Source organism: Cytobacillus firmus, assembly GCF_023715565.1.
Lineage (GTDB): Bacteria > Bacillota > Bacilli > Bacillales > Cytobacillaceae > Cytobacillus > Cytobacillus firmus_C.
The window spans coordinates 1-19,659 of sequence record NZ_JAMBOJ010000016.1 but is presented as its reverse complement, the minus strand read 5'-3'; the positions used below and the strand labels follow the sequence as shown (position 1 = coordinate 19,659).

Below are 19,659 nucleotides of genomic sequence, written 5' to 3'. Positions count from 1 at the left end.
ATTTTTGCTTTATTTATTAATTCATTTTTATTATGGATATAGGCGGTTTAATAATCGAGGGAACGGAATTGTTTCACGTACATGCTCGACGCCGCTGATCCAGGCAACTGTTCTTTCAAGACCAAGACCAAATCCGGAATGAGGCACTGAACCATATTGGCGTAGCTCCAGGTACCACTTGTAAGCATCCAAATCTAATTTATGTTCATCAATGCGCTGCTTAAGCAGGTCATAATCATGTATCCGCTCAGAGCCGCCGATGATTTCTCCATATCCTTCAGGTGCAATCAAGTCGGCACATAGTACAACATCTTCTCTTGCAGGATCAGGCTGCATATAGAATGGCTTCAGTGAAGTTGGATAGTGCGTGATAAAGACTGGCTTATCATAGCTTTCTGCAATAGCTGTCTCATGTGGTGCCCCAAAGTCGTCACCCCACTGGATATCATCGAAGCCTTTTTCCTGAAGAAACTTAATTGCTTCATCATACGTTATGCGCGGGAATGGAGCTGTAATTTTCTCAAGCTTCTCTGTATCACGGCCAAGTGTTTTAAGTTCAATTGAACAATTCTTAAGTACGGACTGAACAATATGAGCAACATATTCTTCCTGAACCTTTAAGTTTTCATCAAATTCACAGAAAGCCATTTCAGGTTCAATCATCCAAAATTCGATTAAATGACGGCGGGTTTTCGATTTTTCAGCACGGAAGGTCGGCCCGAATGAAAATACTCTTCCAAGAGCCATCGCAGCTGCTTCCATATAAAGCTGGCCGCTTTGGGATAAATAAGCATCTTCATCAAAATACTTGGTCGCAAAAAGCTCAGACGTTCCTTCCGGTGCGCTGCCCGTCAGAATTGGCGGGTCAACCTTGGAAAACCCTTGCTCATTGAAAAACTCATAAGTTGCCCGGATAATTTCATTTCTGATTTTCATCACTGCATGCTGACGGCGGGACCGCAGCCACAAGTGGCGATTATCCATAAGGAATTCAGTTCCATGCTCTTTTGGCGTAATAGGATAATCGACAGCCTGATGAAGAACTTCAAGGCCTGTAACAAGCATTTCAAATCCGAAAGGAGAACGCTCGTCCTTTTGGATTCTGCCCGTCACATATACGGATGATTCCTGAGTGACTGATTTAGCACCTTGGAAGATTTCCTCCGGCACTTCTGCTTTTACTACAACACCTTGAATAAATCCTGTTCCATCGCGCAGCTGTAAAAACGCAATCTTCCCGCTTGAACGCTTGTTGGCAATCCAAGCACCGATGGTAACTTCCTGGTCAACATATTTATGAACTTGAGAAATTGTTGTTTTTATCAATTTAAGTTCCCTCCAAAAAAATCTAAGCAATCTCTTCTTATGTATCGCTATATATTATACCTTCAAGCACATTGACAAGCAATAACAGTAAATCATTAAACGCTCTAATTAGGCTGAAAACATAGAAGGAAGCCGGATACGATCCGGCTTTCCCCGCTTTACTATCATTTTAACTTCTTTTCAACAAATCCGTGCATCCGTTCCACTGCCTTTTCTAATAACTCAAGGGAAGTTGCATAGGATAAACGGATATTATCCGGAGCGCCAAAACCAGATCCAGGAATGACTGCAACCATCGCTTCCTCCAGAAGCGCCTCCACAAATTCATCGACACTCGCAAATCCGGTCAATTCTGCTGCCTTTTTTACATTAGGAAACAGATAAAATGCACCTTGTGGCTTTACACATGTAAATCCCGGAATGCTGATTAATTTATCATAGATAACGTTTAGCCGATGTTCGAATGCTTCTCTCATTTCTTCCAGTGTATCCTGCGGCCCGGCATATGCAGCGATTGAGCCATATTGTGCTGTTGTTGTCGGGTTGGATGTACTGTGGCTGGCAAGGTTTGTCATAGCTTTGATAATACTTTTATTCCCTGCAGCATATCCGATTCTCCAGCCTGTCATAGAATGAGATTTCGATACCCCGTTAATTATAATGGTTTGTTCCTTAAGCTCTGGTGAAAGCTCAGCAATCGAAGTATGCTGATGGCTGCCATAAACCAGTTTTTCATAAATTTCATCAGAAACAATCAGAACATTATGCTTCAAACATACCTCTCCAAGCTCCTTTAATTCCTCAGCAGAATAAAGCATGCCAGTCGGGTTGCTTGGAGAGTTGATAATAACAGCCTTGGTTTTGTCAGTTATGCTTTTGGCCAGCTGTTCCGGAGTGATCTTAAAGTCATTCTCTTCTCTTCCCTCTGCATAAACAGGAACACCTCCGGCTAGTTTAACCTGTTCAGGATAGCTGACCCAATATGGAATCGGGATAATGACTTCATCCCCCTCATTCAGCAAGACCTGGAACAGTGTATATAAGCCATGCTTTGCCCCATTGGTTACGATGATTTGTGAAGCATCATATTCAAGTCCCTGATCTTTTTTAAACTTGTTTGCAATTTCTTTTTTTAATGCTGGAAGACCTGCCGATGGTGTATATTTTGTATGACCCTCATTCATGGATTTCACTGCAGCATCAATGATATGCTGTGGCGTATTAAAATCCGGTTCGCCTGCTCCCAAACCGATAACATCATGTCCCTGAGCTTTTAGCTCTTTTGCTTTAGCAGTGATTGCCAGAGTTGTGGATGGTGTTAATGCTTTTACTCTTTGTGCCAGTTGAATCTCCATTGCTTGCTTCCTCCCGATTTTCTCCTGCATTGCGGCAGTGATTGCCTCAGGCTACAGGTTTTCAATTTTTTTCAGCCATTCCCCTGTTTTAAAATCTAAATAGTAATAATTTATTAAATTACTGCCGGAACGGTAATGAATTTCCCATAATGGAATATTTTTCTCCATCCCGAGCCGGACAGACACGATCTCAGCAGAATTTTTCTCCTGCTTGAGCCTGTTAATGGCTTCATTCTTGGAAATTCCATCAGATTGCTTCAGTGAGACGATTTTTCCCTTTTTTTCCGGAACCCAGACATACATGCTTGTACCATCATGGTCTTTGCCTTCGATCACATAGAAGGTCTCAGTTCCATGATATAAATTGAAGTCCTCAGCTTCAGCAAGATCCGTTTCCTGTTTTGCAAGCTCAACTGCCTTTGATTCTGCTGCCCTCACTGGCTTCATGCTGTTGAAATAAATAACTGATCCTGCTCCAATGCTTATGACAAGCAGAATAATGATACCCCATAATACTTTCTTCATATCTCAATCACTCTTTTATGTACGATAAATCGTAAAAATCGCTTTATTTTGGTCTTCCTGATCAAGTGCCAAACCGAACATCAAGTCTTTTTCTTTTAACGTTCTGTTCAGTGCATCAACAATTTTATACAGATCCGGGCTTTGCTGGATCTTCACCGTAGATAAAACCTCAATTTTGCTTTCCATTCTGGAATTCCTCCTCAGCCTCTACAATATTTGTAACTTATATATCCAACCCTTAAGGTTAAACTAATTTTACAAAGAAATAATTCTCAGTAACAGTATAACAGCAGAAATGATCAACTGGTATTAAAACAATACAAATTTTCTTCTGGTCCACCACGTCATGCTGCGCCCTAAGCGCAGCTTTTTCGTTTCTGTTTATTTGAACTCCTCACCCGGAAAAATCGTGAATAGCTCATAATTCACGTCTGTAAATTTGATGGTTACCGTACCGTGCTTTCTTGTATAATACACATCAACCCAGGCATCATTTAACAGCCTGAACAGATCTGAATCATGTTTTATGGATGGTCTATAAAAAAGAATAGCGATCTGGGGATCCAGATGTTTAATCATCTCTTCTGATATAGAGCCATTCTCTCCAAATGCAGGAAGTTTAACAATATTAACATTCGATAACTCTTTTTCCATAAGAAATTCTTTGGCTTCCGGACTTGTCGAGTTCATAAACAATACCCGATGTCTTTTGAATATAAAGGAAATATCCATTCCTTCACCCGGGTCACTGCCTTCGTATAAAACTTCTGCATGTAATCCCGGAAAAAGCTGCTGCTTCGTATTTTGATTCCAGGCATGAAAACCGAGATCACTTATTCCTTTTTCAGACTTCAGCTCTGAAAGGGCAGATTCATTCGCTATAATTTCCCTTATGCCGAAGTTTTTAATAAGCCATTTAAGGCTTGTCTTATTATATAATTCTTCATCTGTCAGGATGACTGCTGAAATCTGATTAACGCCATATAATTCAAGAAGCGTTCTTAATTCACCCTCAGTTCCCTGCCCACCGGTGTTAATGAGGATTTTTTCGTCATTTCCATGATGAATTAAGGCAGACTCGCCATCCGATAGAGAAAGAAACGTAAAAGCCAGTTCATCACTTTTCAGTTTTAGGTCAATGCTTTCCACTTTAACAGGAACTGCCGGTGAATCTTTCGGTATGTAATACCAATTCGCAAACAGCAGCATAAAGGCGAACAGCACGTTCATCTTTCCATTCCTCCTACATTGAAACAAAAGCAGAATGAGGGTTTATTAAAACCCAACAAATTTATAATGTGTTAATCATCTAAATTTATCCTGCATTACAGACCTTTGTTCATCATAAAGGAGTGAAAGTGAAAATACACTAAACGTTTATAGCCAATTATTAATTAAATCAACAATTTCATCAATATTGCTTTTCTCGACAGGAATGGGCGGAATGGAATCCAGGAATGCTTTCCCATATCGTGCGGTGATGATTCTCCGGTCAAATATCACGATGACTCCCCTGTCGGAACTTGTTCTGATTAATCTCCCTACACCCTGCTTAAAACGGATAATTGCCTCGGGCAAAGAGTATTCGGAAAACGGATTTTTTCCTTTATTGGCAATCTGCTCATTTTTTGCCTGTGCCATCGGTTCATCAGGCGGAGAAAATGGCAGTCTTACAATAACAAGACAGGAAAGATCCTCACCCGGGATATCTACACCTTCCCAAAAGCTGCTTGTCCCTAAGAGGATGGCTTTATCAAAACGCTGGAAATTTCTCGTTAGCCTTGACCTGCTCCCGCTTGTCACACCCTGTGCGATGATAGCATAGTCCTCCAGAAATCCTGATTCCTTTATAAGCTCATGGGTTTTCCTTAACATTTCATGCGAAGTGAAAAGAATCAGCATTCTTCCCTTTGCTGCTTCCGCAATGGAAATAATATGCTCGGTAATGGATGCGACATACTCCTCGAGCGGTACTGCATTAACTTCAGGCAAATCATCAGAAATCACGAGCTTAACCTGATTCTGATAATCAAAAGGAGATTGAATTTGCTTCAGAGTGCATTGCTGTTCCTCCAGCCCTAATTCTTTTACGATAAAACTAAAGGAATTTTTTACTGATAAAGTGGCAGATGTAATAACCGTACTTTCCTTTTGGCTGAAGAATTGATCTTTAAGGTATTCAGAAACCGATACAGGCTGTGCATAAACCGTTGTGGCATTTTGGGCTGCGCGCGTATCCATTTCTATCCATACAACAAATTCGGCGGCCGGCAAATGAAAGATATGTTTTACGTCTTCATTCATATCCCGCAAATCATCCAAAATAGAAGCCACTTCCTCCATTAATGCCTTTTCCTCAAGAGACAGGGCCGATTTAATTGCTGAAACTGCGCATACACGACTGTCCAGGGCCTGGATTAAATCTTTAATCATAAAGCCAAAACGTTCAGCACCCGCTAAAACAGCCTTCATTTCCTTATTGGCAGCACTTTTATTAAATCTCACTGAAATTCGATTTACGCTTTTTTTGGCTTTATTGTACTTCTTTGCATACATCGCTATTACTCTGAACAATTCATCCATTTCATGAACAATATCAGCTATTAATTGGTTGACTTCAAAAGAATGCATGAAATCATCCCGTGTAACTGCTTTCTCTTCCACCAGCTTCTCAAGCTTAAAGTAGAGCTGTTTCTGTTCCATCATTCCAATTTGTCCAAGCATCAGCCGCACTGATAAATAATCCAGTTTGTTTCCGAAATGTTTCCCGGAAGCCTTCACAAAATGATGCCCTTCATCGATCACCACATGGCTGAATTCCGGCAAAATAGCAGTACTTGCTGTAAGATCCGTTAATAGCAGTGAATGATTCGTAATAATGATATCTGCCTTTTGTGCTTCCTTTCTTGCCCTCAGATAAAAATCTCTCGATATCCACGACTTATCCTGCAAAAAAGCTGTTTCATCATTTTTTATTCTGCTCCAGTAAATCATCCCGCCGCTTGACAGGTTTAATTCATCAATATCACCAGTGTCAGTCTCAAGAAGCCATACAAGAATCTGCATTTTACTGAGGATTGTATCATAATTATCTTCATCATCTCTCAGTGTTTGAACGAACTTCGCCAGGCTGATATAGTGGCTTCTCCCCTTCAGCAATACAGTACTAAGCGGGAATGAAAGCATTTTTTGCAGCAGAGGAACATCCTTTGAAAGCAGCTGCTCCTGCAGCTGTGTTGTATATGTACTGATAATGACAGTTCTGCCGCTCTCCTTTGCATGTAAAGCAGCCGGAACAAGGTATGCCAGGGATTTCCCAACACCAGTTCCTGCCTCTATTAATGCATGCTGTTTATTTTTGAAAGCTTCATAAACCGAATCCATCATGATAAACTGGCCTTGCCTTTTTTCATAGGACGGGAAAGCTTTAACGAACAATGCCTGTTTTTCCTCTTCACGGAAAGGAAAGGCCTGAACTCCGGATCCTGGAGATTCCTGCCGTTCCGTTCCTTTTTTTAAAGCAATTCCTCTGTGAACTTCAATATCATCTGCCAGTTGCTCAATCTTGCTATCATTAATTAAAATGTGCTCGTCCAATAATATATCAAGGTCACTCTTTAAGCCTCCAGACAGCTTATGCAGCCGTTCTATGGTGGTATTAGGAAGGTTTTTAAGCTTGTTTAATAATATTAACAGGAGCTCAGCAGTAACATATGCATCGCTATCTGCCTGATGGGGGCGTTCATGATTCAGTCCTTCCCGGAGCGACAGATCTGATAATTTGTAGCTATCTGCGGTGGGAAGAAGAATTCGGGCCATCTCCACTGTATCGAGAACAGGGCCGTAAAATCCGTTATATCCTGCCTCAATCAATTCTTCCTGTAAAAAAGACAAATCAAATAGGACATTGTGTGCCACAAAATAGGCACCCTCAAGCAAAGTCAGGACTTTATGGGCAATCTCCGAAAAAAGCGGGGCATCCTCCACCATTTCATCTGACAGACCTGTCAGTTCTTCTATGAAAGGGGGAATAGATTGCTCCGGGTTTATAAGGGAGGAGTATTGCTCAGTAATTTTTCCGTTTTCGATTACCACAGCAGCGAATTGTATTATTTTATCGCCTTTTTTCGGGGCGTTCCCGGTTGTTTCCAAATCCACTACAACATATTTATTACCCATGGCTAACACCTCATATTCAGTCATTCAAAAGGTATCATAAAAACGGAAAAAGAAAAAGGCAAATACTTTTCCCTCTTTATTTTCTTCCACCTGCTTCTATCCCTTATTCATTGCCGATTATAAAAAAGAGCCGAAGCTCCATAAGAGTTCCGCTCTAGTTTAAATACATTATAGCACTGTACTTTCCGGTTCTGCATGTATCATGTCAGCGATCCGATTGCTGCTGTCCATTATGGCTACCTTTGGTTCATGATAAGGCACCTTATCATCAGGAACAAGAGCATATGAAATGATAATGACAATATCGCCTTCCTGAACAAGACGTGCAGCTGCCCCATTTACACAGATTACTCCGCTGCCTCTTTCCCCTGGAATAATATAGGTTTCAAATCTTGCGCCATTGTTATTATTGACGATTTGAACCTTTTCATTAGGTGCCATTCCTACCGCTTCAATAATGTCCGTATCAATTGTGATGCTGCCAACATAATTCAGATTGGCTTCTGTTACTGTTGCACGATGGATCTTGCCATTCATCATGGTGCGAAACATGCTGCCTTCCTCCCTTAGCTTTCTTTTTTCACTGATATTATTGCGTTATCTATTAAACGGGCCTTTGTGAATTTAACGGCCATAGCGATAATGATTTTCTCTTCGAGACGGGTGAGCTGTTTAAGATCCGGATAGGATAGAATTTCAATGTAATCTATTTCCCCGCTTGTGTTTTTTTCAATAAATCCCCTGATGATGCTGAGAAGCTTGACGGGATCATTTTCCCCTTCAGCTATTAGAGACTCCGCCATTTTAAGGCTTTGATGGAGAGCAGAGGCCTGGTCGCGTTCCGCCGGCAGAAGGTGAACGTTGCGTGAGCTCTTAGCAAGACCATCCTCTTCCCTTACCGTCTGAACAGGAACAATCTCCACTGGAATATTAAAATCTCTTACAAGCCCGTCAACGACAGCCACCTGCTGGGCATCCTTCATCCCGAAATACACTTTATCCGGCTGAACAATGTTGAACAGTTTTATCAAGACTGTGGCCACACCATCGAAATGTCCAGGCCGTGATTTTCCGCATAAAGCATTTGTCCGCTCCTGTACCTTAGCCGTTACCGACAGTGCTGCAGGATACATATCTTCTGCTGAAGGAAAGAAAAGATAATCGCAGCCCTCTTTCTCTGCAAGGCTGCTGTCACGCTCGAAATCCCTTGGGTATGTCGCTAAATCTTCTTTAGGGCCAAATTGCAGCGGATTGACAAAGATGCTGACCACAGTCACATCGTTTTCTTTCCTGGCATTCCTTAATAACGAAAGATGGCCTTCATGCAAATAGCCCATTGTCGGGACAAAACCGATTGTTTTTCCTTCCCTCTTAAGCTGTAAAGCAATCCTTTGCATTTCTCTTATATCAGTAATCGTTCTCATGCTTTTCCTCCATACAGACTCAGCAGCTCTTCCTCTTTCATCCTGAAAGAATGGGAATCATCAGGAAATGCTCCATTCTTCACTTCAGCGGAATACTTAGTAAGGCTTTCGCCGATAATCGGGTTCAGATTTTCATACTGTTTCACGAACTTTGGAACACGATCAACACCGTATCCTAATACATCATGGTACACAAGGACCTGTCCATCGGTATTCTTGCCAGCCCCGATTCCAATGACTGGAATCGTCAATTCTTCCGTGATCTGCTTTGCCAGCTGTTTTGGAACACACTCAAGGACAAGAGCAAAGGCTCCGGCTCTCTCACATTCCCTGGCATCATCAATCAGCTTTCTGGCTGCTTCAGCGTTTTTCCCCTGGACCTTATAGCCTCCCAGGACGCCAACGGATTGTGGTGTCAGACCGAGGTGGGCAATAACAGGAATGCCTGCTTTTGTTAACGCCATGATTTGTTGTGCGACTTCATCACCGCCTTCAAGCTTAACAGCATGTGCACCAGTCTCCTGAATGAGCCTTGCTCCATTTAACAGTGTATCTTTCACGGACAAGTGATAACTCATAAACGGCATGTCAATGACAATGAAAGTATGTTGTGCCCCCCGTTTAACAGCTTTTCCGTGATGAATCATATCCTCCATCGTCACAGGAACCGTTGAATCATAGCCCAGGACTACCATCCCCAGCGAATCCCCAACAAGTATCATGTCCACATTGGCCTTTTCAGCCTGCTTGGCAGCAGGGAAATCATAGGCGGTCAGCATGACAATTTTCTCATCATTTTCTTTCATTTTTAAAAAGTCTGTTGTTTGCTTCATCATTCGTCCTCCTTATGCAGGAAGAGGCAATAAAACTTTAATGAGTTTAAAAAACAGAACATTAAAAAAATCCTTCTGTTGGCAGAAGGATTTTACATAAGCTCATATATCAGTTCATCCCTCTGTCCCGGTCCATTTTTTTTGGATCTAGGCAGATATATTATATTTGCGTTTCCTTAAAAAAGGTGCAGTTCTGTTAAGGATACTGCCCATAAAAAGTATATCAAAAAGGCAAATGAGTTGGCTATAAAAACTTTCAGGCGGGCCTTCTAAACATCCAGTTCAATGTCTGCAGAATATACGTGATGGACTTTCCCGCTGCTGTCTTCAATCATCAGGACCCCATCTTCGGTAATTCCAAGGGCCTTGCCATATATACTTCCGGTAATCGTTCTTGCAGTAAGATTCTTGCCGATGCTAACCGCATAACTTTCCCATAAAAGCTTAATCGGATAAAAGCCCTTCTCTAAATAAAGCTTATACAGGTTTTCCAGTTTGCCAAGCAGGATCTTAATGAGCTCAGCTCTTGAAAGCTTTTCGCCTTTTTCAATGGATAATGAAGTGGCAATTTCTTTAAGTTCATCGGGATAATCATCAAGCTGCTGGTTAACGTTGATGCCAATTCCTATGATAATAGAAATAATACGGTCGGCATCCGCCTGCAGTTCTGTCAGAATTCCTGTAACCTTCTTCCCGTTCATCAAAATATCATTCGGCCATTTAATTTGCGGTGTTAAATCGGTCAGCTCTTCAATTGCCTGTACAACAGCCACTGCTGTAATCAGCGTAAGCTGCGGAGCTTTCGGCGGTGGAATGTTCGGCCTTAGGATAACACTCATCCATATGCCTGTTGATTTGGGAGAATGCCATCTCCTGTCCATTCTGCCCCTGCCTGAAAGCTGTTCTTCCGCTATGACAACGGTTCCTTCCTGCGCACCCTCGTATGCAAGGCGATGGGCAATCTTCTGGGTTGAATCAACACTTTCTTCATGATGAATCTGGCGTCCGAGGGCTTCAGTCTGCAAACCAAGCCTGATTTCATCAGGGGTAACTTTTTCAGGTGTTTTTGTTATCCGATAACCTTTTCTTCTGACCGCTTCCAATTCAAAGCCTTCTTTCCTCAGCTCTTCAATATGCTTCCATACAGCCGTTCTTGAACATCCAATCAGGTCAGCTAAATACTGGCCTGAAAGATATTCCTCATTGCTTTTCGTAAAAGCATCAATCAATTTGTTCCTGATTTTTGATTGCACTTTATGAGCCACTCCCTTATGGATTCATTGCTATTACTCACTTCGCCGCGCAAGACTGCTTTTTCGGTTTTTTCAAGCTCCGCTTTAATCCAGGGACCAGGAGGTTTGCCAAACCAATTCATCAGCTGATCTCCAGTAAGCTGAAGGTCTCTTCTTTCTTTGATCGGCAGAGAATTATATTGACTCAGCAGGCTGACTGTTCCCCTGCTTGAGTCCTCATGCAAGATTACGTTGCGGACCCGTTCCGCGTTCAGGGACTTGTCCCCTGCCTGATAAAGGGAATAGGCCCCCCACTGGTTTTTGGCTCTGTACCGGATCCAGCTGATAATCGACACTATTTTCTTTGTTCTCTTTAAAGGCAGTTTCCAGTTCTTCAGAAAAGCTTCAGCCTGTGACTCGTCCAACTTAAAGATATACGCAAGAAAGGCCCACATTTCATCTCCAGTCAGATCAGCAGCATTATATTTCTCTGCTTCTTTTAATTCCTGTTGGAAGCCTGACATTTTTGGCAGATAATTAAACAATCCTGTTTCCGCAATGACCTTAAGAGCTTTCATCCTGCCGGTTCCCGCCAATAGCTTTTCGAACTCTGCCAGCTTTCTTTCCACTGCTATGTTTTCTAGTAAATGTGACAGGGATGCCAAAGCAGCATAAGTGTTTTTATCAATCTCAAATGCCAGCTGGCTGAAAAAACGGACTGCTCTCATCATTCGAAGGGCATCTTCAGTAAATCTCTCAGCCGGCTTGCCTACAGTACAAATTTTTCTTTCCTCTATGGCGCCCCTGCCGTTAAAAGGATCGATAAGCTGCCCTTCTTTATTCATGGCAATCGCGTTCATCGTAAAATCTCTTCTTTTCAAATCCTCTTCCAGTGATCTGATAAATCTTACTTCTGAAGGCCGCCTAAAATCCAGGTATTCTGCCTCTGTTCGGAAGGTTGTAATTTCATAGGGTATGCCATGATATAGAACCACCACAGTGCCATGCTCAATACCCACATCAAGTGTTCTTGAGAATATGGTTTTTACTTCTTCCGGGGTAGCCGAAGTAGCAATATCGACGTCTGCAATTTCTTTTCCAAGTATATAATCCCTGACAGAGCCTCCTACAAAATAGGCCTCAAAACCTGCAGCCTCTAACTTCTCCAGCACAGGAACTGCCTTTGCAAAAGCTTCATTCATTAAAGGTCACCTTTTTCCAAAAGTTCATAATAAAGCTCTTCATATTGACTGACAATGCTGCCGGCACTGAACCTGTTCTTTGCAAGCGATATGGATTGTGAAGAGAACCGGTCTAGCAGTTTCTCATCAGTAAGCAATTTAATTGCTTTTAGCGAGATACCAGTTATATCACCCAAAGTGCAAATATAGCCGGTCTCACCATCGCTGATTACTTCGGGAATTCCACCGACATCTGTACCGATGCATGGCACTCCGCATGCCATTGCCTCAAGAGCAACAAGTCCAAAGCTTTCCTTTTCCGATAACAGGAGCATTAAATCACTGATGCTGTAAAGCTCCTCCACATTGTCCTGCTTTCCCAAAAACAAAACCTTGTCTTTAAGCTTCAGGTCATTCACCAGTCTGCATATAACGCTCATTTCCGGTCCGTCTCCAACTAACAGCAACTTTGAAGGAACTTCTTCGGATATTTTGGCAAAGGCTTGAACAACATCCGGTACCCGCTTTACATTGCGGAAATTAGATACATGGATGATCACCTTTTCACCATCGTTTATGCCATACTCTTCTTTTAGGTAAAGAGAATCGGTTTTCCTGTATATTCTTTCATCTATAAAATTATAAACAGCTCTTATGGACTTATCAGGTTTAATCAGGTCATAAGTTTGCGATATTAAAGCTTTGGAAACAGCTGTAACTCCATCAGACTTTTCGATTCCAAAACGTATCGCATCTGTAAGGGATGGGTCGTACCCGAGAACTGTAATATCTGTTCCATGAAGGGTGGTAACAATTTTAATGTCTGTACCGCTCATCTGCTTTGCCAGAATCGCGCAAACTGCATGGGGAATCGCATAATGCACGTGCAGCAGATCAAGGCCCTCGCGTTTTATCACTTCCGCCATTTTACTTGCCAGCGCGATATCGTAAGGAGCATATTGAAATACGGAGTATTGATTGACATCCACCTGATGATAAAAAATATTGGGGTACATCCTTTTCAGTCTAAAAGGGAGGCTTGATGAAATAAAATGTATTTCATGGCCTTTTTCGGCAAGCATTTTCCCTAATTCTGTAGCAACGACACCTGATCCTCCAACCGTGGGATAGCAGGTGATACCTATTTTTAACTTTTTCCTCATAATTCTCCACCAAATATATCAGTATTTACCAGTAAGGGATTCTTCACTTTAAACCCCTCTGCATATTGCACCCCTGCCTGTTTTCCAAATAAGCTTTCCCTCGCTGCAACAGTTTCAATATAGCCGTTGACAAGCGGTGTATCAAATGAACCTGGGCTTCTTGCAAATTGACTTTGATAGGATTCGAGACCTGCAATTTTTTTATCCATAAAAGAGGAGATATCGATCAGGAAGTCAGGCTTATGGAAGCCATTTATCATGTAAAAGTGCAGGTTTTTCACTTTATGCGGAGCGAAATTGCCGCCTGTTTCATATTTCTTGATTCCTGCTGAAAAGACGGCTTCTTCCACCAGGCGGGCACAATGCCCGTGGTCTGGATGCCTGTCCTCCATATATGGCGCAAACACTAGAGCAGGTTTATATTTACGGATTAATTCAGCAATCTTTTTTATGTATTCCTGGTTATAAAATAAGCCCCTGTCAGGAAGATTAAGAGTCTCCCGGATAGTAACACCCAGAATATCTGCTGCTTTCAACGATTCTTCTGTTCGGATTTCAACCGTCCCGTTGGAAGAAAGCTCTGCCTGTGTTAAGTCGCATATTCCAATCTTTTTTCCGATAGAGGCAAATTTGGCAATTGTGCCGCCCATGCCGATTTCAACATCATCAGCATGAGCGCCAAATGCCAGAATATCAAGGTTATCCGGATTCATTCATGTCACCTTTTTCAATTACAATATTTCTCCACGATAAATCATTGCGTTCAATGCCTTTAATTATAATCTCCGCTGTGCCCATATTTGTCGCGAGCGGCACAGCATATACGTCACAAAGGCGCACCAACGCTGAGACATCCGGCTCATGGGGCTGAACAGTCAGAGGATCTCTGAAGAAAAATACAACATCCATTTTATTGTTGGCAATTAAAGCACCAATTTCCTGGTCCCCCCCAAGAGGTCCTGACTGAAAACGGTGAATGGAAAGGCCAGTTTCTTTCATGATGCGTGAACCGGTTGTTCCGGTAGCATAAAGGGTATGTTCAGCAAGAATGGATTTATAGGCGATCGCAAATCTTACAATATCATCCTTTTTTTTATCATGGGCAATTAAGGCAATATTCATGTCGGCACCCCTTTCTAGTCGATAATATTTTCGAGACCGTAAACGAGCGTATCAATTTTTAAAACCGTATCAACAGCAAGTTTTACACCTGACATAAAAGAAGCTCTATTATATGAGTCATGACGGATGGTCAATGTTTGGCCCTCAGAGCCGAACATTACCTGCTGATGAGCAATCAGGCCGGGCAGGCGAACAGAATGTATATGCATACCATCGAAATTTGCGCCCCTGGCACCAGGAATCGTTTCCTTCTCCTCGGGGTGCCCCTGCTCCTTTTTCGTTCTTACGTCAGCAACCATCTCCGCTGTTTTAACTGCAGTACCAGATGGAGCATCCAATTTCTGGTCATGGTGCAGCTCAATTATTTCCACATCATTAAAATATCTTCCTGCCAATTGGGAGAATTTCATCATTAATACAGCACCAAGTGCAAAGTTTGGCGCAATAATACAGCCAATTCCTTTTTCATGGCAAAGTTCTTCAAGCTCTTTCAGATTATCCTTCGAAAAGCCTGTTGTTCCAACAACTGGCCTTACACCATATTCCAGTGCAGTTTTTGTATGGAACATTCCTACTTCCGGAGTTGTCAAATCGATCAGTACGTCGGGACTCAGCTCCTGAAAGGCCAGGGCCAGATCTGTGTACACCGGAACATGGCCAAAATGAGAGAAGCCTTCAAAATCGCTAAGAAAACCACCGCCATTTTTATGGTCGATCACGCCAGCTAACTCATAGTTCTCTGTTCGCTTAACAAGCTGGACGGCTTCACTTCCCATCCTCCCCCGTGGTCCCGCTATAATAACTTTAACTTTATCCATTTTCCTCTCTCCTTCTACTCTTCAATTCTTGTCCATCTGTCTTTATCGCGTGTGCTGAATTTTTCCATGACACGATCGTGCGCTTCTTCTAAGTCAATATTTAAGGAATTTGCAAAGCATATTAGAACAAAGAGCATATCTCCAAGCTCTTCTTCGATAGCCTTTTCTTCCTCTGTTGATTTTTTTGGTTTTTCACCATAGTGATGGTTCACTTCCCTGGATAGTTCCCCAAGTTCCTCGGTCATCCTTGCAAGCATCGCCAATGGGCTGAAATAACCTTCTTTAAATTGGCTTATGTATTTGTCAACGTCAGTTTGCATGTCTTTCATTGTTTTTGGTGTCTCCATACTTTCACCTCTGTTTTTATTACATGTTCTATACGAGATTTCCACTTTTCATGTTAAGCTATAGCTCAGCCATTTTACAAATATTTTTTATCATTGCTAATAGATGGTCAGTCAGCCGCTTCTTGTCCATTGATGTTATTGCTCTTATAATCTGTATCTTATATAATTAGATACGCTTTGGTATTGTGATATTCAGGCAGCGGAGGGATAACATGTTTTATGGATTGAAATTTAAGAATATTTTTTTCATTCTGCTTGGCTCAGCCATTTTTTCATGGGGCCTTGTTCACTTTAATATGCAAAACAACTTGGCTGAAGGCGGTTTCACCGGTATTACCCTGCTTTTATACTTCCTTTTCGAGTGGGACCCTTCCTATACTAACCTTCTGCTAAATATACCTCTTTTCTTTATTGGATGGAAACTTCTGGGCAGAAATGTTTTTCTTTATACCATCATCGGAACGGTCGGTGTGTCCCTATTCCTATGGATTTTTCAGCGGTATCAGATTGAAATGCCATTAAAAGAGGATTTGACTCTCGCTTCTTTATTCGCGGGTGTTTTTATAGGGATCGGTCTTGGCACGATTTTCAGATTTGGAGGCACAACTGGCGGAGTTGATATAATTGCCAGACTTGTACATAAATATGCCGGAGTCAGCATGGGAAAGACAATGTTCATTTTTGACTTTTTTGTGATTGCCCTTTCATTAATTACATATTTGAATTACAGGGAAGCCATGTACACCTTGGTTGCTGTTTTTGTTGGTGCAAAAGTAATTGATTTCATGCAGGAAGGGGCTTATGCAGCAAGGGGGGCCATGATCATATCAGAACGAAACGATGCAATTGCCGATAAAATCATGAAAGAAATGGATCGGGGCGTTACGGTATTAAAAGGCCATGGTTCCTTCACAAAAAAAGAGCGGGAAGTATTATATTGTGTTGTCGGCCGTAATGAAATTGTCCGTTTAAAAAATGCGATTACTTCTGTTGATCCCCATGCATTTGTTTCTGTCACAGCTGTACATGATGTGCTGGGTGAAGGCTTTACTTTGGATGAAAATAAAAAGCCGGTTGAACGCTGAAAATCAATGTGATGTCCCAGGGGCATCATTTTTTTTTCATTAAAAAAGCCGGCATTGCCGGCCTTTACTCAGATCTGGTCATTCCTGTATAAATAAGAATTAAACGCAGCAATTCCAGCACTGCCACGGCTGCTGCCGCCACATATGTCAACGCAGCTGCATTCAAAACTTTTTTAGTCTCTCTTTCTTCATCGTTTCTGATAATTCCAAGGGATACTACCTGATCCATCGCACGATTAGAAGCATTGAACTCTACCGGAAGTGTGATCACTTGAAAAACCACTGCAGCTGCCATGAAGATTATACCAAGCAGCACCATACCGCTCAACCCAGCAAAAAAACCAATCATGATCAGAATCCAGGAGAAGTTTGAACCAATATTCGCAACAGGTACTAGTGCATGGCGGAAGCGCAGAAAAGCGTAATCCTGATTATCCTGGATGGCATGGCCAACTTCATGGGCTGCTATTGCAGCAGCAGCCACAGAATGGCCATGATAATTTGTTGCCGAAAGCCTGACTGTCTTGGATCGAGGATCATAGTGATCTGTTAGATGCCCCCTGGTTTCTTCAACGCCAACTTTATACAGACCATTCTCATCCAGAATTCTTCTGGCTACTTCAGCACCCCTCATTTGAGTGGATGAAGGAACTTTTGAATATTTGCTGTAAGCTCCCTTTACTTTCATTTGTGCCCAAAGCGGAACAAGAATAATTATTGCGAAATAAATGAGATATCCTCCCATTTTGTTACCTCCCCATTAAGCTGGTCATGGTGTATTTTATCCGCTGGCCTGCAGATATCCAGCATACAAATCGATTTGCCTATCTTTTCCCTTTCCTCTTGATTACAAAACGGGAAAAGACACTCTTTATTCTTTTTGTTCAAAGATAAGAGTGTAGAAATTTTTGAACTTCGAGGCCTGTCTAGCTCCAGCACCTACCCCCTCGAGGTCACAAGCCGCTCCCCCCAAAAAGGCAAAGAACGCCTTTCCGTGAGGCTCGTCTTGTGCTTGTCGGGGGTGAGCAAGGTGCTTCCGCTTTTCTTATTAAGATCGATTTTTTTGTCTTGCCCTGTCTCCCTTATATTTTCTCCAACCTACGTAAGATAATGTAATGATGATTATGCTCCCGGTTGAGATGATCACCCACCAGAGGGATGGATCCGTTTCATCTTCTGTCATTTCATCAAAGATAGTCTGCAGATCATTTTCCAATGCAGCAAGTTCCTGCTGGCTTGCCTGCTGGGAAAGCACCTGAGGCCGATAATGATCGATAAAATTTATGCGGGCGTTCAGTTTTTGTACCTTTTCTGCATCCACATCTATCTTCAGACTGGGATAAATAACCTCATATAAAGACAAAAAGGAATTCAAACGTGAATGGAAGTTCTCGTTATTACCGCTGTATGCCGCTTCCTTTACCTCACCAAACACTGACATGATCGGCTTCTCCATTTCAGTCCATAAAGGCTGATATTTGGAGGAAATCGCATCCATTACGAGGCGGAATTTTGTTGCATGATTAAGCCGTTCTTCGTGGCTCATAGATGTATTTACCGCAGCTTGTACAGCATCATCATGAGAGACTGTAATAATCCGCAGCTCGTCCATTGTAAATGGCCTTTCCTTGCCGTTTATAGCAACAAATTGCTCGGAGAAATACTCCAACAGCTTCTTGGCATCCTCATACCTGTGAAGCTTAACCATCTGTAAGGCTTCATTAGACAATTTATCTAATTTATCTATTTTGGTTGTCTTATCTGCAGACACCATTCCAGGCAATAACATAATAATGAATAAGAATGCGATTACTTTTCGCCTCATCAAACTGTCCCCCCTCAAATTACTATTAGATAAATATGAAAAGAGGGACAAGGTTAGACCAGAAAATAATTTTGGGGGCCAGGTTATTTCTTTTAAAAAAACTCTTTTCGTATATAATTTTGTTTTTCATCTATCAATATTGTCCGTTGATTTCCGCTCCAGGCTGCTCGCTTTCCGCGGGGCAGGCGGTGAGCCTCCTCAACGCTCCGCGTCTGCGGGGTCTCACCTGTCCCGCTACTCCCGCAGGACTTTGAATAAGCTTCCTTGAGTAGACACCGCACGAAGAAAATGCGAATGCATTTTCGAGGATCTCGCACCTTCCACTACAATCAACTCAGTAAATATAATATAAATAGCAACAAACAGTGCGAAAACAGCCTAAACCAAAAAAGACCCAAAACACTAAATGGTTTGGATCAAGGGAATCGGAGCACTATTTCACTATATCCAGACGAAATCGATTTTTTCTTAGGACGAAGTAATACGCTGTTCCTAGTGAGAAAATGCTGAGCCAGAATGTAAAATAGCCGATTTGCGGTGTGTAAAGATTTAGTATCGGATAGCGGGGAAGCATGAAAAAGACGTAATCAATTACATCATTGTGCAGAGTCCAGATACCCGTAATGACTAGATGCCATGTTTTGAAGCGATAGAATGGTGCGTAGAGAACACCCTGGACTGCCATTGCACCATGAGAGAAGATCAGCATGAGAGCAAGGGGATCCAATTCACCTGTAACCTGAAATACGAGCAAATTCATAACTACAGCCCATATTCCGTATTTAATAAGGGTTACAATTGCTAAAGCTTCCATCAATGGCCAATTTTTGCCCATTAGAAAGGCAATGAGCACAAACATAAAAAACAGGCTCGCTGTAGGGCTGTCGGGTACGAATGGCAAGAAAATAGCCGGTGTATCTACCAGCTGCCACTTATACCATATATACCCATAGATGGTGCCTGCTGTGTTAATAATCAGAAGGAGTATCAGCATAGCTCTGCTGCCTAATAAAGGATAGATCCATTTCATGTTTTTTCTCCTTTTCTCTATGTACACGATTATTTCATTATTTTACCACATCAAACTCCTATAAAAAAACGAACAATTATTTGGCAAAAAAAGGGGCTGGGACAAAACTAGCTTCAGATAGTAAGAAAGGTGAATTTGAGTGCGCTCAAATTCACCTTTCTCTTATTTCAGGGTATTAATTCTTTAAATTCTTATTTTTTGGCAGTGAATTTCC

20 protein-coding genes are annotated in these 19,659 nt (G+C 42.0%); 1 reads left to right on the top strand and 19 read right to left on the bottom strand.

Annotated features, from left to right (window positions below):
• Window positions 1–30: 30 nt before the first annotated feature.
• The 16 genes from asnS to M3205_RS08240 form a co-directional block, all read right to left on the bottom strand.
• Window positions 31–1,323, bottom strand: a complete 1,293-nt coding sequence (asnS, locus tag M3205_RS08315; protein WP_179289031.1) for an asparagine--tRNA ligase — start codon at window positions 1,321–1,323, stop codon at window positions 31–33.
• 167 nt (window positions 1,324–1,490) lie between these two features.
• Window positions 1,491–2,675 carry a pyridoxal phosphate-dependent aminotransferase gene (locus tag M3205_RS08310; protein ID WP_251169518.1) on the bottom strand — a complete coding sequence of 395 codons (1,185 nt, stop codon included), beginning with the start codon at window positions 2,673–2,675 and terminating at the stop codon, window positions 1,491–1,493.
• A 57-nt stretch (window positions 2,676–2,732) separates the two neighbouring features.
• Complete coding sequence (locus M3205_RS08305; protein WP_095244659.1) at window positions 2,733–3,206, bottom strand: cell wall elongation regulator TseB-like domain-containing protein; 474 nt, start codon at window positions 3,204–3,206, stop codon at window positions 2,733–2,735.
• A 15-nt stretch (window positions 3,207–3,221) separates the two neighbouring features.
• Window positions 3,222–3,392, bottom strand: coding sequence for a YpmA family protein (locus M3205_RS08300; RefSeq protein WP_009332715.1), 171 nt, complete (start codon window positions 3,390–3,392; stop codon window positions 3,222–3,224).
• Window positions 3,393–3,587: 195 nt separating this feature from the next.
• Entirely contained in the window at window positions 3,588–4,436 is an 849-nt protein-coding gene (locus M3205_RS08295; RefSeq protein WP_251169475.1) for a ComEC/Rec2 family competence protein, read from the bottom strand.
• A gap of 147 nt (window positions 4,437–4,583) precedes the next feature.
• Window positions 4,584–7,385 carry an ATP-dependent DNA helicase DinG gene (gene dinG, locus M3205_RS08290; RefSeq protein WP_251169474.1) on the bottom strand — a complete coding sequence of 934 codons (2,802 nt, stop codon included), beginning with the start codon at window positions 7,383–7,385 and terminating at the stop codon, window positions 4,584–4,586.
• A gap of 168 nt (window positions 7,386–7,553) precedes the next feature.
• Complete coding sequence (gene panD / locus M3205_RS08285) at window positions 7,554–7,937, bottom strand: aspartate 1-decarboxylase (RefSeq protein ID WP_048008317.1); 384 nt, start codon at window positions 7,935–7,937, stop codon at window positions 7,554–7,556.
• Window positions 7,938–7,951: 14 nt separating this feature from the next.
• Complete coding sequence (gene panC, locus M3205_RS08280) at window positions 7,952–8,809, bottom strand: pantoate--beta-alanine ligase (RefSeq protein ID WP_095244663.1); 858 nt, start codon at window positions 8,807–8,809, stop codon at window positions 7,952–7,954.
• Complete coding sequence (panB, locus tag M3205_RS08275) at window positions 8,806–9,642, bottom strand: 3-methyl-2-oxobutanoate hydroxymethyltransferase (protein WP_251169517.1); 837 nt, start codon at window positions 9,640–9,642, stop codon at window positions 8,806–8,808. Before panB ends, panC begins: the two co-directional genes overlap by 4 nt.
• Before the next feature lie 269 nt (window positions 9,643–9,911).
• Entirely contained in the window at window positions 9,912–10,895 is a 984-nt protein-coding gene (locus M3205_RS08270) for a biotin--[acetyl-CoA-carboxylase] ligase (RefSeq protein ID WP_251169473.1), read from the bottom strand.
• Window positions 10,868–12,076 carry a CCA tRNA nucleotidyltransferase gene (locus M3205_RS08265; RefSeq protein ID WP_251169472.1) on the bottom strand — a complete coding sequence of 403 codons (1,209 nt, stop codon included), beginning with the start codon at window positions 12,074–12,076 and terminating at the stop codon, window positions 10,868–10,870. The genes M3205_RS08270 and M3205_RS08265 overlap by 28 nt, the downstream gene beginning before the upstream one ends.
• Window positions 12,076–13,218 (bottom strand): N-acetyl-alpha-D-glucosaminyl L-malate synthase BshA, encoded by a 1,143-nt coding sequence (bshA, locus tag M3205_RS08260; RefSeq protein ID WP_251169471.1) that lies wholly within the window; start codon window positions 13,216–13,218, stop codon window positions 12,076–12,078. The genes M3205_RS08265 and bshA overlap by 1 nt, the downstream gene beginning before the upstream one ends.
• Window positions 13,215–13,931 (bottom strand): bacillithiol biosynthesis deacetylase BshB1, encoded by a 717-nt coding sequence (gene bshB1, locus M3205_RS08255; protein ID WP_251169470.1) that lies wholly within the window; start codon window positions 13,929–13,931, stop codon window positions 13,215–13,217. The genes bshA and bshB1 overlap by 4 nt, the downstream gene beginning before the upstream one ends.
• Entirely contained in the window at window positions 13,918–14,340 is a 423-nt protein-coding gene (gene mgsA, locus M3205_RS08250) for a methylglyoxal synthase (protein ID WP_251169469.1), read from the bottom strand. The genes bshB1 and mgsA overlap by 14 nt, the downstream gene beginning before the upstream one ends.
• A 14-nt stretch (window positions 14,341–14,354) precedes the next feature.
• The gene (gene dapB, locus M3205_RS08245) at window positions 14,355–15,158 is read right to left on the bottom strand and encodes a 4-hydroxy-tetrahydrodipicolinate reductase (protein WP_251169468.1); all 804 of its coding nucleotides are present in this window, start codon (window positions 15,156–15,158) and stop codon (window positions 14,355–14,357) included.
• A gap of 14 nt (window positions 15,159–15,172) precedes the next feature.
• Window positions 15,173–15,505, bottom strand: a complete 333-nt coding sequence (locus M3205_RS08240) for a nucleotide pyrophosphohydrolase (RefSeq protein WP_251169467.1) — start codon at window positions 15,503–15,505, stop codon at window positions 15,173–15,175.
• A gap of 212 nt (window positions 15,506–15,717) precedes the next feature.
• Here M3205_RS08240 and M3205_RS08235 point away from each other — a divergent pair, with 212 nt between their 5' ends.
• Window positions 15,718–16,590 (top strand): YitT family protein, encoded by an 873-nt coding sequence (locus M3205_RS08235; protein WP_095244672.1) that lies wholly within the window; start codon window positions 15,718–15,720, stop codon window positions 16,588–16,590.
• A gap of 64 nt (window positions 16,591–16,654) precedes the next feature.
• Here M3205_RS08235 and M3205_RS08230 read toward each other — a convergent pair whose 3' ends face one another.
• The 3 genes from M3205_RS08230 to lhaT form a co-directional block, all read right to left on the bottom strand.
• Window positions 16,655–17,335, bottom strand: a complete 681-nt coding sequence (locus tag M3205_RS08230) for a zinc metallopeptidase (protein WP_251169466.1) — start codon at window positions 17,333–17,335, stop codon at window positions 16,655–16,657.
• Between the two features lie 303 nt (window positions 17,336–17,638).
• Complete coding sequence (gene ypjB / locus M3205_RS08225; RefSeq protein ID WP_251169465.1) at window positions 17,639–18,415, bottom strand: sporulation protein YpjB; 777 nt, start codon at window positions 18,413–18,415, stop codon at window positions 17,639–17,641.
• 433 nt (window positions 18,416–18,848) lie between these two features.
• Window positions 18,849–19,445 carry a lipoprotein heptaprenylglyceryl N-acetyltransferase LhaT gene (lhaT, locus tag M3205_RS08220; RefSeq protein WP_251169464.1) on the bottom strand — a complete coding sequence of 199 codons (597 nt, stop codon included), beginning with the start codon at window positions 19,443–19,445 and terminating at the stop codon, window positions 18,849–18,851.
• Between the last annotated feature and the right edge of the window lie 214 nt (window positions 19,446–19,659).

Coding starts and splice junctions, on each gene's coding strand:
- M3205_RS08305 (WP_095244659.1), bottom strand. CDS start 3,206: ATGAAGAAAGTATTATGGGGTATCATTATTCTGCTTGTCATAAGCATT.
- M3205_RS08300 (WP_009332715.1), bottom strand. CDS start 3,392: ATGGAAAGCAAAATTGAGGTTTTATCTACGGTGAAGATCCAGCAAAGC.
- M3205_RS08295 (WP_251169475.1), bottom strand. CDS start 4,436: ATGAACGTGCTGTTCGCCTTTATGCTGCTGTTTGCGAATTGGTATTAC.
- dinG (WP_251169474.1), bottom strand. CDS start 7,385: ATGGGTAATAAATATGTTGTAGTGGATTTGGAAACAACCGGGAACGCC.
- panD (WP_048008317.1), bottom strand. CDS start 7,937: ATGTTTCGCACCATGATGAATGGCAAGATCCATCGTGCAACAGTAACA.
- panC (WP_095244663.1), bottom strand. CDS start 8,809: ATGAGAACGATTACTGATATAAGAGAAATGCAAAGGATTGCTTTACAG.
- panB (WP_251169517.1), bottom strand. CDS start 9,642: ATGAAGCAAACAACAGACTTTTTAAAAATGAAAGAAAATGATGAGAAA.
- M3205_RS08265 (WP_251169472.1), bottom strand. CDS start 12,076: ATGAATGAAGCTTTTGCAAAGGCAGTTCCTGTGCTGGAGAAGTTAGAG.
- bshA (WP_251169471.1), bottom strand. CDS start 13,218: ATGAGGAAAAAGTTAAAAATAGGTATCACCTGCTATCCCACGGTTGGA.
- bshB1 (WP_251169470.1), bottom strand. CDS start 13,931: ATGAATCCGGATAACCTTGATATTCTGGCATTTGGCGCTCATGCTGAT.
- mgsA (WP_251169469.1), bottom strand. CDS start 14,340: ATGAATATTGCCTTAATTGCCCATGATAAAAAAAAGGATGATATTGTA.
- dapB (WP_251169468.1), bottom strand. CDS start 15,158: ATGGATAAAGTTAAAGTTATTATAGCGGGACCACGGGGGAGGATGGGA.
- M3205_RS08240 (WP_251169467.1), bottom strand. CDS start 15,505: ATGGAGACACCAAAAACAATGAAAGACATGCAAACTGACGTTGACAAA.
- M3205_RS08235 (WP_095244672.1), top strand. CDS start 15,718: ATGTTTTATGGATTGAAATTTAAGAATATTTTTTTCATTCTGCTTGGC.
- M3205_RS08230 (WP_251169466.1), bottom strand. CDS start 17,335: ATGGGAGGATATCTCATTTATTTCGCAATAATTATTCTTGTTCCGCTT.
- ypjB (WP_251169465.1), bottom strand. CDS start 18,415: ATGAGGCGAAAAGTAATCGCATTCTTATTCATTATTATGTTATTGCCT.
- lhaT (WP_251169464.1), bottom strand. CDS start 19,445: ATGAAATGGATCTATCCTTTATTAGGCAGCAGAGCTATGCTGATACTC.